At 70.6% G+C, this 14,263-nt stretch carries 16 protein-coding genes; 1 reads left to right on the forward strand and 15 read right to left on the reverse strand.

From position 1 onward, the window contains the following. Window positions 1–43: 43 nt before the first annotated feature. From ACF07B_RS28655 to ACF07B_RS28700, 10 genes are all read right to left on the reverse strand, one after another. Window positions 44–1,012, reverse strand: coding sequence for a phosphoribosylaminoimidazolesuccinocarboxamide synthase (locus tag ACF07B_RS28655; RefSeq protein ID WP_392181071.1), 969 nt, complete (start codon window positions 1,010–1,012; stop codon window positions 44–46). 28 nt (window positions 1,013–1,040) lie between these two features. Further along, window positions 1,041–1,838: an HAD family hydrolase gene (locus ACF07B_RS28660; protein ID WP_392181072.1), complete on the reverse strand. Its 798-nt coding sequence runs from the start codon at window positions 1,836–1,838 to the stop codon at window positions 1,041–1,043. After that, window positions 1,835–2,605: a thymidylate kinase gene (locus ACF07B_RS28665; protein ID WP_392181073.1), complete on the reverse strand. Its 771-nt coding sequence runs from the start codon at window positions 2,603–2,605 to the stop codon at window positions 1,835–1,837. The genes ACF07B_RS28660 and ACF07B_RS28665 overlap by 4 nt, the downstream gene beginning before the upstream one ends. Window positions 2,606–2,691: 86 nt before the next feature. Continuing rightward, the gene (locus ACF07B_RS28670; RefSeq protein ID WP_392181074.1) at window positions 2,692–3,798 is read right to left on the reverse strand and encodes a DegT/DnrJ/EryC1/StrS family aminotransferase; all 1,107 of its coding nucleotides are present in this window, start codon (window positions 3,796–3,798) and stop codon (window positions 2,692–2,694) included. Beyond that, window positions 3,795–4,832: a radical SAM protein gene (locus ACF07B_RS28675; RefSeq protein WP_392181075.1), complete on the reverse strand. Its 1,038-nt coding sequence runs from the start codon at window positions 4,830–4,832 to the stop codon at window positions 3,795–3,797. Before ACF07B_RS28675 ends, ACF07B_RS28670 begins: the two co-directional genes overlap by 4 nt. Then, window positions 4,822–5,598 (reverse strand): dTMP kinase, encoded by a 777-nt coding sequence (locus ACF07B_RS28680; RefSeq protein WP_392181076.1) that lies wholly within the window; start codon window positions 5,596–5,598, stop codon window positions 4,822–4,824. Before ACF07B_RS28680 ends, ACF07B_RS28675 begins: the two co-directional genes overlap by 11 nt. Continuing rightward, window positions 5,588–6,115: a phosphoribosyltransferase gene (locus tag ACF07B_RS28685; protein WP_392181077.1), complete on the reverse strand. Its 528-nt coding sequence runs from the start codon at window positions 6,113–6,115 to the stop codon at window positions 5,588–5,590. Before ACF07B_RS28685 ends, ACF07B_RS28680 begins: the two co-directional genes overlap by 11 nt. 50 nt (window positions 6,116–6,165) lie before the next feature. Next, entirely contained in the window at window positions 6,166–6,792 is a 627-nt protein-coding gene (gene folE / locus ACF07B_RS28690; protein ID WP_392181078.1) for a GTP cyclohydrolase I, read from the reverse strand. Window positions 6,793–6,843: 51 nt separating this feature from the next. Continuing rightward, window positions 6,844–7,590, reverse strand: a complete 747-nt coding sequence (locus ACF07B_RS28695; RefSeq protein WP_392181079.1) for a 7-carboxy-7-deazaguanine synthase QueE — start codon at window positions 7,588–7,590, stop codon at window positions 6,844–6,846. Beyond that, the gene (locus ACF07B_RS28700) at window positions 7,587–7,997 is read right to left on the reverse strand and encodes a 6-pyruvoyl tetrahydropterin synthase family protein (RefSeq protein WP_392181080.1); all 411 of its coding nucleotides are present in this window, start codon (window positions 7,995–7,997) and stop codon (window positions 7,587–7,589) included. Before ACF07B_RS28700 ends, ACF07B_RS28695 begins: the two co-directional genes overlap by 4 nt. A gap of 404 nt (window positions 7,998–8,401) precedes the next feature. Here ACF07B_RS28700 and ACF07B_RS28705 point away from each other — a divergent pair, with 404 nt between their 5' ends. Further along, window positions 8,402–9,712 carry a Twin-arginine translocation pathway signal gene (locus ACF07B_RS28705; RefSeq protein ID WP_392181081.1) on the forward strand — a complete coding sequence of 437 codons (1,311 nt, stop codon included), beginning with the start codon at window positions 8,402–8,404 and terminating at the stop codon, window positions 9,710–9,712. Window positions 9,713–9,772: 60 nt separating this feature from the next. On the opposite strand, the gene ACF07B_RS28710 is transcribed toward ACF07B_RS28705, so the two are convergent. The 5 genes from ACF07B_RS28710 to ACF07B_RS28730 all read right to left on the reverse strand — a co-directional run bounded on the left by ACF07B_RS28710 (window position 9,773) and on the right by ACF07B_RS28730 (window position 14,235). Continuing rightward, complete coding sequence (locus tag ACF07B_RS28710; protein WP_392181082.1) at window positions 9,773–10,669, reverse strand: endonuclease/exonuclease/phosphatase family protein; 897 nt, start codon at window positions 10,667–10,669, stop codon at window positions 9,773–9,775. A 25-nt stretch (window positions 10,670–10,694) separates the two neighbouring features. Continuing rightward, window positions 10,695–11,588, reverse strand: a complete 894-nt coding sequence (locus ACF07B_RS28715) for an endonuclease/exonuclease/phosphatase family protein (protein ID WP_392181083.1) — start codon at window positions 11,586–11,588, stop codon at window positions 10,695–10,697. Between the two features lie 402 nt (window positions 11,589–11,990). Continuing rightward, entirely contained in the window at window positions 11,991–12,812 is an 822-nt protein-coding gene (locus ACF07B_RS28720; protein WP_392181084.1) for an endonuclease/exonuclease/phosphatase family protein, read from the reverse strand. Continuing rightward, the gene (locus tag ACF07B_RS28725; RefSeq protein WP_392181085.1) at window positions 12,809–13,741 is read right to left on the reverse strand and encodes a hypothetical protein; all 933 of its coding nucleotides are present in this window, start codon (window positions 13,739–13,741) and stop codon (window positions 12,809–12,811) included. The genes ACF07B_RS28720 and ACF07B_RS28725 overlap by 4 nt, the downstream gene beginning before the upstream one ends. Beyond that, window positions 13,738–14,235 (reverse strand): DUF6624 domain-containing protein, encoded by a 498-nt coding sequence (locus ACF07B_RS28730; protein ID WP_392181086.1) that lies wholly within the window; start codon window positions 14,233–14,235, stop codon window positions 13,738–13,740. Before ACF07B_RS28730 ends, ACF07B_RS28725 begins: the two co-directional genes overlap by 4 nt. Window positions 14,236–14,263: the final 28 nt, after the last annotated feature.

Consider the following 14,263-nt stretch of genomic DNA (forward strand, 5'->3'; position numbering starts at 1 on the left):
ATCGAGGAGAGCACGTGCCAGCGCCTGCCCGGGTGGGTTCTCGTCAGTGCCCGATGAGCCGGACCACGGCCGCCGTGGCCGCGGGCAGATCCGGCGCGTTCCAGAGGCGCTCGCCGGTCCAGGTCTCGCTCAGGGACCGGTAGAGGTCGGACATCACCGGCAGGAACGCGCCCGGCAGTGGGGTGGGAGTGGGCCACCGGTGCCGGGGCACGCCTTCGGATATCAGCTGGTTGACGGGGACTTCGAGCCCGTTGTCGACGTACCAGTTCCGTAGGACCTGCTTGCCGCAGTGCACGCCGTCGAAGAGCAGGCGGCTCTCGTCGGGCGTGCCGGGGCTGTCGGCGAGCACGAGGCCGCCGTCGGCCGCCACCACGAATTCGAGTTTGCCGTCGCAGTGCCGCAGGCCCACCGCGCGCGCGTGTTCGGTCAGCACGCGGTTGACCGTGACGGTGGTGTCGAGCAGGGCTTGGAACCGGTCGTCGTCCAGGCCCGTGAGGCGTTGGGCTTCCGCCGTGTCGATGTACTGGTTGACGTCGTCCAGCATGGTCGCGAACTCGACGAGCGGGTCCTTCAGTTCCTCCCCGACCGCGGGGAGGGAGCCGAGTCCGGCCTGGGCCGGGGTGAGGGTGCCGGCTGCGAGACGGCGATGGACGGAGCTGCCCTGCGGGAGTTCGGTGCGGACAAGGACCTGCACGGGGAGCAGGGTGTTACGGACGTCGGGGGCCAGGGGCACGGCGTCCGGGGTGGGAAGGCGGGCGAGATCGAACTCGATGTGGCGGGGGGCGATGAACCGGCGGAAGTGGGTCCGCACGCCGGCCGCCTCCAGCAGGGCGAAGTTGAAGGCGGCCATGCGGGCGATGGCCTCGCCCTTGCCGGGGATCAGGTCCGGCATCCGGCCGTAGTGGAACACCGTGTAGGCGTCGGTGTACTCGAAGATCCCGACGCCCGCACTGGATTGCGTGACGGGGGTGGCGACCTTCAGGTTCTTGGTCGAGTGGAGGACGGGCATCATGCTCCTCTGCTGCGACGGCCGGGAGCCGTCACCGGTCGGAATCGGCGGTGGACGGCGCGGGGACCGATGCGGGGCCGCTTTGGGTGGCCGCCCGGCGGGCAGCGGCCAGCCCGAGCGCGCAGCCGGGCGGCATCGGGACTCCGGCTCCTGACGGCAGGCCCGCGGTGTCTTCGCCGCTATCGCCGGTGGGGGCCAGGTGGCCGTCGACCACCCTGAGCACGTGCATGCCGGCGGCGAGTGCGGAGGCGATGCCGTCCGGGGCGTCCTCCACGGCGAGGCAGCGCTCTGGCGGGACGCCGATGCGGCGGGCGGCCTCCAGGAACAGTTCGGGGGCGGGCTTGCCGCGTGCGGCGTCCTCCCGGGTGACGACGGCTTCGAACTGGGGGCCCAGGCCCAGGGCCTCGATCCCGGGATGGACGAGGATGCGGCTGGCCGCCGACGCCACGGCGCAGGGCAGCCCGGCTTCGCGCGCCGCGTGCAGGAGCGCGACGCTGCACGCGATGGGGGCGATGGTGTTCATGTGGGCCAGGAGGTGGGCGCGGCTACGGCCGATGATCTCGTCGTGGGGCAGCTGCCGTGCGCCCGGCAGCGCGGCGAGCAGGTCGTGGATGGACAGGCCGAAGCGTCGGCGGTACCAGTCCGTGTCCAGGTCGAGCCCGTACGGCTGGAGTGCCGCCCGCAGCGACTGCTCCTGGTTGGCCGTCGTGTCGGCGAGGGTTCCGTCGAAGTCGAAGATCACGGCCAGGATGCCGTCGGGGATGGCCGGCGAGCAGCTCGCGCCGAGGGCAGGGTGCGGGCTGCTCGATGCAAGGGTCCTCTTGTTCATGCCGGCACCACTTCCGCGCGCTGTCCGCAGCACATGCACGGCGCCCCCTCGCCCGCCCACGGCTCACGCAGGCAGTCCAGGCCGGGCCCGGCGCCGCCGATCCAGTCACGGATCTGCGCGGCGGCCTCGTACTCGTCGATGACGCGCCGGTCGATGACGCGGTAGCGGGCCGGATCGGTGGCGGCGACCCGTTCGAACAGCGCGCACGCCCGGCGCATGAATGTGGCCTGCTCGGGGGTGAAGACCCGCCGGTCGCGACGCTGCGCGCGCACGAGGGCCTGGTCGGCGTCGTCGGTGACCAGGATCGTGAGATCGGGCAGCGGCCGGTAGAAGGAGGCAAGGTCGAGCAGGGCCAGGGCCGTCTCCAGGGCTTGGTCCGGGTGATCGGGGTGCAGCAGCAGTGCCTGGCACACCGCCGTGGTGTCGACGCTGCGGCCTTCGACGACCGTGCGCCCACCGGCCAGGTCGGGGAGCAGGGTGTCGAGGTCATGGCGCTTGATGGCCATCAGGAGGAGAGCCTCGGCCATGGGTGTGCCCCCGCGCAGGAACGGGTCGCCGGCGCTGGCCGCGCGCAGCGCCTGGAGCAGGGCTTCGCCCAGTCCGGGGCGTCCGTTCGCCCGCTGGGAGAACTCATCCAGTATCAAAGGCTTCTCGTCCAGGGCTTCGACGGCGCGGTTGGTCAGGTAGGTCTTGCCAACGCCGTTGAGGCCTTCGGCGGAGATCAGCGGGCCGCGCGTGCACGCGCGGCGTACCGGGGTGATCGTCACGGGCGGGAATCCTTTCGGAGACGAGGACAGGGCGCCGGAGCGGCTGTCGCGGACGGGTCCGGCGGTACCGGCTTCCCGGTCGGCGGTCACGGTGCCCACGCGGCGGCCGCCTGGGCGATGACATCGGCGTAGCGGTCGAGGGTGGCCTGGGTGTCGCCCTCGGCCAGGACGACGGCGAGCGTGCGGTCGAGGATCTCCGCCGTGCCGCGGCACGGCTGCTCCGGCCGGGGGAACGGGGGCCGGGTGTCGCAGGGCACGAGGCGGAAACCGCCGGTGGAGTTCGGCACGCCCTGCTGCGCGAGATGTTCGGCGAATGCCCGGGGGCTGGGAAGGCCGATGTGCAGCAGCGGGGAGAAGCCGTTCCACTCCTCACCTGCGGCAGGGGTGAGGGCGGTCAGCCCGGGGACCCGCTCCAGGGCGTTCAGGAGGTATCGGGTCTGGGCGCGGCGCCGTTCGATCAGATCAGGCAGGCGGCGGAGGTTGGCCAGGGCGAGGGCGGCCAGGGGCGCGGCGAGGCGGGAGTTGGTTGCCAAGCGGCTGAGCGGGGCCTCTCCCGGTGGGGCGGGCTGCCAGTGGCTGCGGAAGGCGCGCGCGTGCTCGGCCACCTGGCCGCTGGCTGTGGTGAGGAACCCGCCTTCGCCGCTCCACAGGATCTTGCCGTCCTTCATGCTGAAGCAGCCGGCCGTGCCGACTGTGCCGGCCAGCCGTTTGTTACGGACGGTGCCGACGGCCTGGGCCGCGTCCTCGACGACGGCGAGTCCGTGCTCGGACGCGAACGCTGCCAGGGCGCCGGGGTCCCCCATCCGGCCCCACAAGTGGACCGGAATGATCGCCCGGGTCCGCGCGGTGAGCTTCCGGGCTGCGTCCTCGTAGTCCAGGTCCAGGGTGGCCGGGTCGCTGTCGACGAACACCGGCGTGGCCCCGAGCGTACGAAGGGGTGCCACGGTCATGATCACGGTGAGCGCCGGGACGAGGACTTCGTCTCCCGGTCTGATCCCGCAGGCGGACAGCGCGGTGTGCAGGGCTGCGGTGCCCGAGGACACGGCGACCGCGTGCGCGGTGCCGAGAGCGTGCGCGGCTTCGTCCTCGAACAGCCGCAGATGGACCGAGGCCGCCGGGTCGGGCATGGCCGACAGGCTGGCGGTCATCTCTCGGAGGAGCGGCGACTTGTCGGGGGGCGGGGGCAGGGTCATCGGCTGGACTCCTTGTTGAGCAGGCGCGGCATGTCCAGGACCAGGGGCCACATGTTCACGCAGTCCCGGCTGAAGTGAGAGCAGTCCGTGCACGGGGGCCGCCCGTCGAACAGGGTCCGGGCGTCCGCCCCGGCGATCGTGCGCCGCTGCTCGGCGGGGGTCGCGGCGATCCGCCGGTCGGACGGGCAGTCCCACAGCGAGCCGTCCGGCTGGACGAAGAACAGCTGCGCCCCGCCGAAGCACTCCTGCACGCGCCCGCTGGCCTGGGTGGAGATCGCGGAGACGAAGCGCAGCATGGAGCCGGGCGAGGGAACCTCCAGGCCCGCCGGGTCGGCCTGCAGTTGGGCCAGTTCCTGGGCCACGGGCACCGTGTCCTCGGGGGTGTGCGCGAGCTCGGCGAACAACTTGTGATCGGGTGCCAGGGAGATCGGCTGCGGCACGAAGTAGTCCACGCCGAGGTCGGCGCCCAGCCGCGCTACCTGGGTGATCTCCTGCGGCGCCGGCCGCATCACCACGCTGTAGATCCCGACCCGCGGCGCCGGGCCGGTGCCGCGGGCCCGTAGCAGTGCCTGGATGCCGGCCACCACGTCGGCGTGGCCGAACTTCCCGGAGCGGGAGGGCCGCAGGCGGTCGTTGGAGGCCGGGTCCACGCTGTCCAGGGACACCGACACCCCGTCCACTCGAAGCTCGACGAGACGATCGGCGATCCCCGGTCGGCTGAGAGGGATGCCGTTCGTGGCGATGACCACCTCGCATCCTGCGTTCTTGATGATCTCGATCAGGTCCAGGGCGGCGGGCCAGTCCAGCGGCTCGCCGCCGGCGATGACGACCCGCTCGACCGGGGAGCCTTCCAAGGTCCGCGCGAACGTGGTGATCTCCTCCCGGCTCAGGTCGTTGCGGGAGATGTGCGACAGGATGCCGAGCTGGTCCGGCGGGCTGGCCTTGTGCTCCTCCACGGTGCCGAAGTAGCAGTACAGACAGGCCACGGCGCAGCGGGAGCGCAGTCCCCACAGGAGCGTGATGTCACGACGCATGGATGGCCTCCCACCGCTGGATCAGGTCCTCCACGTCCGCCCGGAGTGCCTTCGCGCTCTCGTCCGGGCTGCATCCGTTCACGTCCAGCACGGTGAACCGGTCGGGGTGGGCGCGGGCGAACTCGCGGTAGAGGACATCGGCCTGTTCGATCACCTCGAGGTCCCGGCCGTCGAGAACGCGGCCGGTCCGGGTGGCGAACCGGCTGGTGGCGACCTCCCGGTCGCACGTCAGCAGGACCGTCGCGTCGGGGGCGGGGCGCCATGGCGCCATGGTCGCCAGGATGCGCTCCGCCAGTGCCTGTGGCTGGACGCCCGGGTGCTGGGCGGCCAGGATCAACGCCTGGTAGATGGCCGTGCTGTCGATCCCACGGTCTTCGAGGATCACCTCGACGCCGGTCAAGTCCCCCTCGCTCAGGCGCTCGTACTCGCGGACCTTCAGAGCGAGGAAGGCCAGGGTCTCGACGACGGGATGCCCCGTCCGGAGGAAGACGTCCTCCGTCGAGCGCAGAGCGGTGATCACCTGGCCCGGCAGCGTGTCGCCGTCCTGGTCCGTCAGTTCGCTCAGCCGCAGGCACCGCGGGCCCAGCTCGGCCGCGACCGCACGGATCGCCTCGCTCTTGCCCACCCCGTTGAGACCCTCGATGCTCACCCACAGCGGCCGGACACGGCCGGCAGCGGCACGGGGACCGGGAAGGGTGGGGGCCGTTGTGCCCGGCTCCCTCCGATCCGCGGCGCGCCCGGCCGGGGACTCCAGTTCAGCGCTCATGCTGCTCCTCCCAGGGGAAGACGACCCAGGTGTCCGTCAGTGAGGCGATGTAGTCGATGTCGCGGTGGGGGTCGGAGCTCTGCGTCCAGTTGGCCCGGTTCACGGCGAAGACCGCGGTGCGCACCTGGGCGGGGCCGAGGTCATGGATCATCCGCCCCGTGTGGGCGAGGGTCACGCCACTGCCGGCGATGTCGTCGACGAGCAGCACGTCCAGGCCCGTGAGGTCGCCGAGCGACGCGGGGTTGCGGACGCTGGGGACCGTGCTCTTGGCGGCGTTGATGCCGTCGCTGGTCGTGCGGGTGACCTCGACGGTCCGCACGTCGCGGATCGCGAGCCGGTGGGCGAGCCATGCGGCTGGGATCATGCCGCCGCGGACGATGCCTACCACCACCTGCGGCATCCCCGCGGCCGCCACCTGATGCGCGAGGGTTGCCGTCGCGGTGGTGAGGTCGTCCCACGTCAGGAACAGCGGGCCGGGGCGGTCAGCACGTAACGGTGAAGTTGACGACGGTGCCATCTGCTCTACCTCCTTCTCGGTCGACTCGCCTGCCGGTACCTGGGAGCGCGTCACTGGGCGGCGGCGAGGGTGAGGAACTGCTGGGAGAGCACCGGATCGCTTTCGAACCGCCCGCCCACCTGCAGCGTGGTGGTGAGGGCCGCGTCCATCCGCACGCCCCGCATGCTCATGCACAGGTGCGTACCGCGTACGCGGACGGCGACGTCCTCGCGCCCGATCACGCCGGTGAGGTATTCGAAGACCTGGCGGGTAAAGCGTTCCTGGACCTGGAGCCGACCAGCGAAGCGCTGCGCGATCCGCCCGAACTTGGACAAGCCAAGTACCTCACCGTCCGGTACATATCCGGCGGTGACCTCCAGACCCATGGGCAGCATGTGGTGCTCACACAGCGACCAGACGTTCATGCCGCCCACGATGACCAGCTGACCGCTCAGCTGGGACTCGGTGAAACAGGTGTCCACTGCGGCGCCATCGGGGGACAGGAACGCCTTCCACCAGGCCGCGACGCGGCCCGGGGTGCCGATCAGCCCGTCCCGGGTGGGATCCTCGCCCAGCTCGACCAGGAGCTGGGCGATCAGGCCGGCGACGCGATCGGCGTCGATGCCCGGCGCGGACCGATCGGGTGCGGGTACGGCGGCACTCAGGGCCGCCTCAGGACCGGTGATGGACGTCGTCATGGGCTTCTCTCGCTTCCGGGGGCAGGGGAACGAAGGAGCAGGGGCGGGAGATCAGCGGCCTCGCGCGTCCGCGAAGGCCAACACGTGCAGCCGGGTGGTGAAGTACCAGTGCCGGGCCGCGACCGCGTCAGCGAGGACCCGGGTCGTGGCGGTGATCTCGTCTGCGGTGGTGCCCTCGGGCATCACCCACACCGGCGTCAGCCGGTGCGAATCGGCGAGCTCGGCGATGCGGTCGAGGTCGGCCACCGAGGAGGCGACGAACTTGAACGTCGCTCGCCCGGACGCTGCGAACGCCTCGAGCACGGCGGGCACCACGCTCTTGGCCTCGTCCATGCCGAAACTGGCGATCTTGGGCGACACGTTGAAGCGGACTCCGTCGACCACCAGTTCGGGCACGGGCACGATGGTGCCGTTCGTCTCGAACTCCACCCGCTTTTTGGCGGCCAGCAGTCCCTGGACGAGCGGCACCAAGCGGGCCTGCTGGAGCAGCGGCTCACCACCGGTGATCACGACAAGCTCCACCGGCGAGGACGTGGCCCAGGCCACGAGGTCCGCCGCCGTCTGCTTCGTCGACTCCTTGCGGGGGTCGAAGTGGTCCCAGTCCCACGTGTACTTCGTGTCGCACTTGGTGCAGCTGAGGTTGCATCGGGACAGGCGGATGAACAGGGCGGGGTGCCCGCAGCTCGGGCCCTCTCCCTGGAAGGTCGGCACCTTGACGCCGAAGCACTCCGCGACGATCAGCCGGAGTGCGGCGTCGCTTGCCGCCGGGTCGATGTCGATCGGCTCGAAGGTGGTCACCGCTCCTCCACGTCGAAGCGAGCCCAGCTGCTCGCCGTCTCGCGTACCAGGACGGCGACCAGGCGGCCGGGGATCTTGGGCTGGAGGTTCTGGATGACCCAGCCGGCCAGGAACTGAGCCAGGCGCTCCGAGGTCGGCTCGAAGGGGAGGATCTCGTGCAGGTTGCGGTGGTCCAGCTCGGCGGCCAGGAACTCCTTGAACGGGGCGAGCGCGCCGAAGTCCGTCACGAAGCCGGGCTCCTCCAGGGTGGGAGCGGTCAGGATGACCTCGACCTCGTAGCTGTGGCCGTGCTGGCGGGCGCACTTGTGCTCGGGCGCCAGCCCGAGAAGGCGGTGGCCGGCCTCGAATCCGAACTTCTTGCCGATAGTGAAGGCCCCGGGCGGCAGCTGAACGGAACTCAAATCCATGATCTTCCTTCGAGAGTCGATGACGAGGCGGCCATGGCCGCCACAGGGATGCGCATCGAGTCGACCGCCGGCGGCGATCCCTGGCGGCTTGGACGCTCGCACCTCGTTCCAAGACCAGAGCAGACGGGCGGACCAGGGTGCGGTTCAGAGCGCGGTAGACGCCGCTCATCACGATGCATTCGCGACTGACTAGCCGTCATTGCTGGTGTTCTGTAGGAACATTGACGTGTCTGCGCAATGTCCGTCCGAGGGCCTCGTCGGCCTGGACGGCTCAGGGATTTGGCCGAGCGGCGGAGGGCCGGGCAGTGGGCGGAGTTACCCGAGGTCGGCGTGCGGAGATCCAGCGGGAGGCATCCCGGATTCGTGCTCAATGTCAACGAGACGGGCACACCCAGGAACGGATCGTGACCATCCTCCGGACGGCGTTGCCAGAACTGACAGCCCTGGAGGCGTGGCGCCTCGCGCTGGGATGGTCGCGGCCCCAGGCGATCCGCGAGGTTGCCGCCGTATACAGGTCCGATGGGCTGCTGCCGCCAGGGCTGACGCCGGCCACGCTGTGCCGGTACGAGCATGGGCAGGAGGAGCCCGGAGACGAGTACCGCCTGATGATCTCGCGCGCGTACGGGGCACGTCCCGACCAGCTCGCCCTGGAGACACGCTGCCTGTGGTGCAGCACGTGCGCGTCCCCGCCCCCGCTCCACTACGGTCAGTTCCAGCGCGAGGAGACGAACACCAGTCGAAGGGGATCCATGACGACCGCCAGTGGGCTGCCTGCTATCCGCGAATCCGTGCAGTGGGCCGTCTTGGAGGCGCCGGACGGCTCGCTCGCCCTCGTTGCCCTGGCCGAGGCGGCCGTGGAGCACTACGCCCTCAACTACAGCAAGCATCCGCCGGCCGTCCTGATGGAAGAGGTCCGCGAGACACGCAACTTGCTCTCCACCGCGGTGGCGGGAGCGGACCGCGAGATCGCGGAGGGCCTTCGTAGGCAGGTCGGTTGGCTGTCGGCGCTTCTCGGCAACCTGGCCTATCACCTGGGCGACCGCGCCGGATCCCGCACCCATCTCACTCTGGCCGGCGCGCTCGGCGAGTCCACCCACGAGCTGGCGCTCACCGCCTGGGCCAGCGGGGCGCTGGCCATGGTCGCTACCGCACGTGAGGACTGGGAGCACGCTCGAGGACACGCCGAGTACGGACTCCAGCATGCGCCCGAAGGCCTGCGGCGCGCCCAGCTGCTGGGGTGGGCTCTGCTGCCTGCGCTTGCTGCCACAGGCCGGACCGCGGAGGCAGACGACGTCGTCTACGAGAGCGACGAGATCATGCGCACGGGCGTCGAACTGCCCGGGCGTTTCGGATACGACCGCGCCGAGCACCGCCTTCACGTCGCCGAGGCTCACCTCACCCTCGAACGCTTCGACCGGGCCGCCGCCGTCGCTCTTGAATCCATCGACGCCGCGCCTGCCGAGACACCAGGGTGGGTGGCCGCCACCCTCGTCCTTGCGCTTGCGGAGGCCCGCGACGCTCCGGACCAGGCAGCCACCCGCGCTCTGGGCGTACTCGACCTGATCCCGCCGCCCCGGCTCCGGGCGACCGCCCGCGACCGCCTGACGCGACTGGGACGACTGCTCGATGCCTCGGCGGTCAGCTCGGCTACCGAGCTGACCGAACGCCTGCGTACCCTCCCGGCCCCGATCCGAGCCGACGGAACAGCTGCCTAGCCCCCCAACACGCCAGATGGGGTGCATCGGTGAGTGCGAGGCTTGGGTTGTGGACATCGGTCACGCCGCCCGGGTGAGCGGGTTGTTGAGGATGTCGGTGAGCGTGTCCCGGTCCAGGCGCACCACGACCGTGTGGTGGTCGGACAGGTCCCTCATGTCGATGACCTCGACCTCGCACACGGCGGGCAGGAGCTCCTTGCTGGCGTAGATCCTGTCGATGCGCGCGTCCGGCCCGTGTGTGTCGTAGGCGTCGACCGTCGGCGCGACCGCGGTGGTGTTGCCCGCGGTGGTGGCGAGGTGGCGGGCGACGTCCTGGAGGCCGGCGGTGCGCAGGGTGTCGTCCGGTCGGTCGTCCATCCGGCGCACGCCGTCCGGCCCGATGTAGGAGCGGTGTGCCCGGTGGGGCTCGTCGGGGATCTCCTCCAGGACGGGCAGGGCCGGGTCCCCCGGGGTGCCGGGGACCGGGTAGCTGTTGTTGTCGCCGCCGAGCAGCGCCGGGTGGTGGACGCGTCGCCCGTCGGCCGTGACCCACCTGTCGTTCCACTGGGTCAGCCGTTCGGCCTCCGACAGGCGCGTGGTGGTGGAGCCGTAGTTGAGGTGGTACGAGCCGACGATCAGCGGGGCCGCGCCTGGGGTTGTTCCGGCGAGCTGCAGGCTGCGCACGGTCGGCGGGAGCACCCACATGGGGCCGGTTTTCGGGAACTCGCCGACGGGGGTGAAGAGGTCCGGGTCGTGGTAGAGGGCGGTGCAGCACTCCGGGCCGATCAGGCCGGCCATGCCGAGCACGGATTCGGCCGCGTCTGCGAGTTCGTTGCCGTTGTCCTGCGCGTTCCACACCTCCTGCCGCAGGAGCAGATGCAGGTCGAGTGAGGCCAGCCGCTTGTGCATCCGCTGCCACAGTGCGCGGTCGCCGCCGCCGTTGTTCTCGAAGTTGCAGATCGCCGCGTTGATGAGCATGGAGTTTTCCCCAGAGGTAGAAGTGTCAGCGGGCGGGTGTGAGGACCTGGCGGAGGACGTCGAGGTCGAAGCGCGCGACCAACAGGGCGTGGTCGGACACCTCCCGCACCTCGTCGGTGGCCAGGACGTCGAAGGCGAGGAGGGCCGGCGCGAGGTCGGGGGTGCAGTACATGCGGTCGATGCGCTGGGCGGGCCCCTGATCGGTGCGCTTCAGGCTCGCCGTCGCCGCGAGTGCGCCGGGCTGGCCGAGGATGGTGCCCGCGTGCAGAGCGAGGTCGGTGAAGACGGGTTTGCCACCGGAGAGGATCTCGTCCGGCCGGGTGTCCGAGACACGCCGGCCGTCGCGCTCGATGGTGCGGTGCTGGAAGTGGACGCGGTCCTCGATCCCGCCCCAGTCCGGGAGCGCCACGGACTCCAGCGCTGTCTGGTGCGGGTAGCTGTTGGCGTCCATCCCCACCAAGGCGCTGCGGCCGTTGTCGGCGAGGGTGGTGAGCCGCCTCGCCTCGGTCGCGCGCAGGTCCGGGTCGTAGTGGCACAGGTGCGCCGAGGCGAGGTCGAGCGACTTGGCGCAGCCCTTGAGGCGGACGCGGGGGTTGCAGATCGGCTTCCACGGCAGGTCGTGCTCGAAGTAGCCGTCGACGAAGAAAAGGGTGGGGTCGACCATCACGCCGACCGGGTTCTTGCTGCGCCCCTCCCGCGGCGCGGGCATGAACGGGACGAGGCCGCCGAGCCGGTTGGCCTCGGCGTACAGGTCGGCCTTCCCTCGGTCCCACGCGCCGGTCAGCTCCTGGCGCAGCACGATGTGCGGTTCGATGGAGGCGAGAATGTCTCGGGCCAGGTCGCGGTGGTCGTCGCCTCCGCTCCGGCCGCGGCCGTTGTGCTCGATGTTCCAGCAGACGATGCGCACTTCATTAGTCACAGACGGGATTCCCTGTTCGTGGTCTCGATGGTGGGCTGTCCGAGCTCGGTGGTGGCGTGGTGGCCGAGTTCGACGACGCCCTCTCGCTCCGGCCGGCAGGCCAGCCGGCAGCGTCTAAGACTTGAGGCGTGCGGGCGTACAGCAGGCCGCTGTAGGCGAGTCGTAGGCCGGCACCGTGCGGGCGGAGGACGAGGGAGTGCCGGGACAGGTCATGCTCGCCCTCGCGGAGGGTGATGAACGGGATGGGCCGTGACGCCCCGGCCGGGGCCGGACTCAGCACGATGACACCAGGAGAGGTCCACGCCCGGCTGACCCGGCCGGAGCGCGCCCGCATGGGCCGCCACGTCTGGTCTGCCACACCGGCAGTGAGGGCGGCACAAGGGCCAGGGCACCTGAAGTTGATCATGCCGCATCCGCCTGTGGCAGTTCGAGCGTGACGATGAACGGCAGGTGGTCGCTCAGGCCCCGGGCTTCCTCGGTATCGGGGACCTCGCACCCGGAGAGGGCGGGGGTGAGGGCCGGAGCGAGGAGGATGTGATCCGAGCGGTGGTCCCACCGCTCGGCGTCGCTCCAGTAGCCGGCCGTGCGTGGCACCGGGATGCCGAACGCCGCGACAGGATCGGTGAAACCGGCGTGCACGAGCTTGGCCATCGCCAGGCGGTCACTGCCGCCGTAACTGCCGTCGGGCAGTTGCGACCGGTGGCGGGAGTGCAGTTCGGCCGGAATGACCCCCCAGTCATCCAACTCCTCGTCGACGAGGCCTTGGACGTTCAGGTCTCCGGCCAGGACGACGCGCCGGCCGGCGGCGCCGTACTCGGTCAGCCAGTCGGCTTCGCGGGCGCGGCTGCTGCCGTTGAAGGGAGCCAAGTGGGTGTTGAGTACGGTCAGTTCATGGCCGTCCACGGTGAGGTGGGCACGCGAAACGACGTGGTGGAAGGTGCCTTCTGCGACATCCGGGTGGAACGCCGTACACCGCACGCGTGGCCACCGGTAGAGGGTGACCAGGTGACAGCTGTGACTGTTGGAGGGGGCGAATTGGGCCTGCATTCCGAGAAGGTCGGCGAAGCCGAGCATCCGGGCGTAGCCGCCCTCGTCCCACCTTTTCGCCTCCTGCAGGCACAGGACGTCCAGGTTCTGCGCCCGTAGGAACTCCGCCTGGGCGCGCCAGCGTTCACCGCCGCCGTTGAGCAGGTTGTACGTTCCCAGCCGAACGGTGATGGTCATGCCGTACCGCCGGCAGCGGCCGGGTGGTGGCCGTGGGCGGACGCGGCGTGCCGGTTGTCGTGCGGCTGATACATCGCGGCGGGCCGGTGCAGGATGGTGCGCATCTGCGCGAAGTCGAACTCGGCCCGCAGGGGCAGGTGGTCGGACAGCCGGCGCAATTCAGGGCTGTCGCAGACGGTGAAGCTGGTCAGGGCTGGGGCGAGTTCCGCGCTGAGGTATCCGCGGTCGATGCAGTACCTGGGGCCTTTCGGTCGGCCGGGGTGGTCGCGGTAGCCGGAGCTGGGGGCCAGGGCCTCGGGCTGGTCGAGGTGCTCGGCGGCGTGGCGTGCCATCTCGACGTAGCCGGCCGCCAGCAGTTCACGGTCGGGTCGCACGTCTGTGTGCCGGCGGCCGTCGTACTCGTGGGTGCGGTTGGCGACGAAGGCGTGGTCGGTGTAGTCGTCCCAGCGGATATCCGTGCCGACGCGGTAGCTGTTCCAGTCGCCGAAGATCATGGCCAGCCAGCCGGGTTTGGCGAGCGTGGTGCACCAGCGGGACTCGGTCAGGCGGTGCTCGGGCGACCAGTAGCAGGTGTGCATGCTGACGGCGCTGATCTGCCGGGGGCTTAGGGTGCCGCCGTCAGCGTCGCGGAGGCGGACGGCGATGTTCGCGGGAGCGTGCCAGGGTGCCCAGGCCTGCGGGTACTCCTCCGTGCACACCAGCGGTCCATCGCGGCGGACGAAGATCGCGTTGTCGTTGGAGCTGCCGGGGCGCGGGACAGCGATATGGCCGTCCATGTCCAGGAGTTCCGACACCCGGGCGAGCTGGTCCGGCTGGACTTCCTGCTGGAAGAAGATGTCGGGGCGCTGCTCCTGGACCCAACGGGCGCCCGCCTCGAGGTTGATGCCCTTCTCCAGGTTCCAGTTCAGGACGGTGATCGATTCGTTCATGCCGCGCACCTCTCGGGCAAGGGGATGGGTTCCGCTGTAGCGGAGGCCGATAAGGAGCCGAGCGGCCCGTGGCGCTCGCGGAGGTGCCGGGCCTGCTCGGCGTAGGGGGGCAGGTCAGCGCGGGCCCTTCGGGTGTCGAGCTGCGCGAGGTCGGCGATCGGGTGCGGCTGGAGCTGTCCATCAGTGCGGTACCAGTGCTGGGTGCCGTACAGCTGGGGCTGCCTGGCGTTGACGAGGCAGCGGTCGTGCAGGTGAGCTAGCTGAGCACGAGTGGCTTCACCCGCTGTTACGGCCGCACGGAGCAGTCGCAGAAGCCTCTGCTGGAAAGCCGGGTCGTGGTCGCTGTGCACCGCGATGCTCACGGCCGCTTGGCAGGCGTCCTGGCCCACCGTCCGGTGCCCCGGCCACTGCCTGAGACTCTCCACGATCCGGTGCAGCGCGACGGCGTTGTCCTGCTGCATCTTCTGGATGGCTGTGAGGGCATCTGCTGCCATGCGGACGCGTTCCGGCCCAGGCATGCGC

Origin of the sequence: Streptomyces sp. NPDC015532 (genome assembly GCF_043078065.1) — a bacterium.
Lineage (GTDB): Bacteria > Actinomycetota > Actinomycetes > Streptomycetales > Streptomycetaceae > Streptomyces.

Coding starts and splice junctions, on each gene's coding strand:
- ACF07B_RS28655 (WP_392181071.1), bottom strand. CDS start 1,012: ATGATGCCCGTCCTCCACTCGACCAAGAACCTGAAGGTCGCCACCCCC.
- ACF07B_RS28660 (WP_392181072.1), bottom strand. CDS start 1,838: ATGAACAAGAGGACCCTTGCATCGAGCAGCCCGCACCCTGCCCTCGGC.
- ACF07B_RS28670 (WP_392181074.1), bottom strand. CDS start 3,798: ATGACCCTGCCCCCGCCCCCCGACAAGTCGCCGCTCCTCCGAGAGATG.
- ACF07B_RS28675 (WP_392181075.1), bottom strand. CDS start 4,832: ATGCGTCGTGACATCACGCTCCTGTGGGGACTGCGCTCCCGCTGCGCC.
- ACF07B_RS28680 (WP_392181076.1), bottom strand. CDS start 5,598: ATGAGCGCTGAACTGGAGTCCCCGGCCGGGCGCGCCGCGGATCGGAGG.
- ACF07B_RS28685 (WP_392181077.1), bottom strand. CDS start 6,115: ATGGCACCGTCGTCAACTTCACCGTTACGTGCTGACCGCCCCGGCCCG.
- folE (WP_392181078.1), bottom strand. CDS start 6,792: ATGACGACGTCCATCACCGGTCCTGAGGCGGCCCTGAGTGCCGCCGTA.
- ACF07B_RS28700 (WP_392181080.1), bottom strand. CDS start 7,997: ATGGATTTGAGTTCCGTTCAGCTGCCGCCCGGGGCCTTCACTATCGGC.
- ACF07B_RS28710 (WP_392181082.1), bottom strand. CDS start 10,669: ATGCTCATCAACGCGGCGATCTGCAACTTCGAGAACAACGGCGGCGGC.
- ACF07B_RS28720 (WP_392181084.1), bottom strand. CDS start 12,812: ATGACCATCACCGTTCGGCTGGGAACGTACAACCTGCTCAACGGCGGC.
- ACF07B_RS28725 (WP_392181085.1), bottom strand. CDS start 13,741: ATGAACGAATCGATCACCGTCCTGAACTGGAACCTGGAGAAGGGCATC.
- ACF07B_RS28730 (WP_392181086.1), bottom strand. CDS start 14,235: ATGGCAGCAGATGCCCTCACAGCCATCCAGAAGATGCAGCAGGACAAC.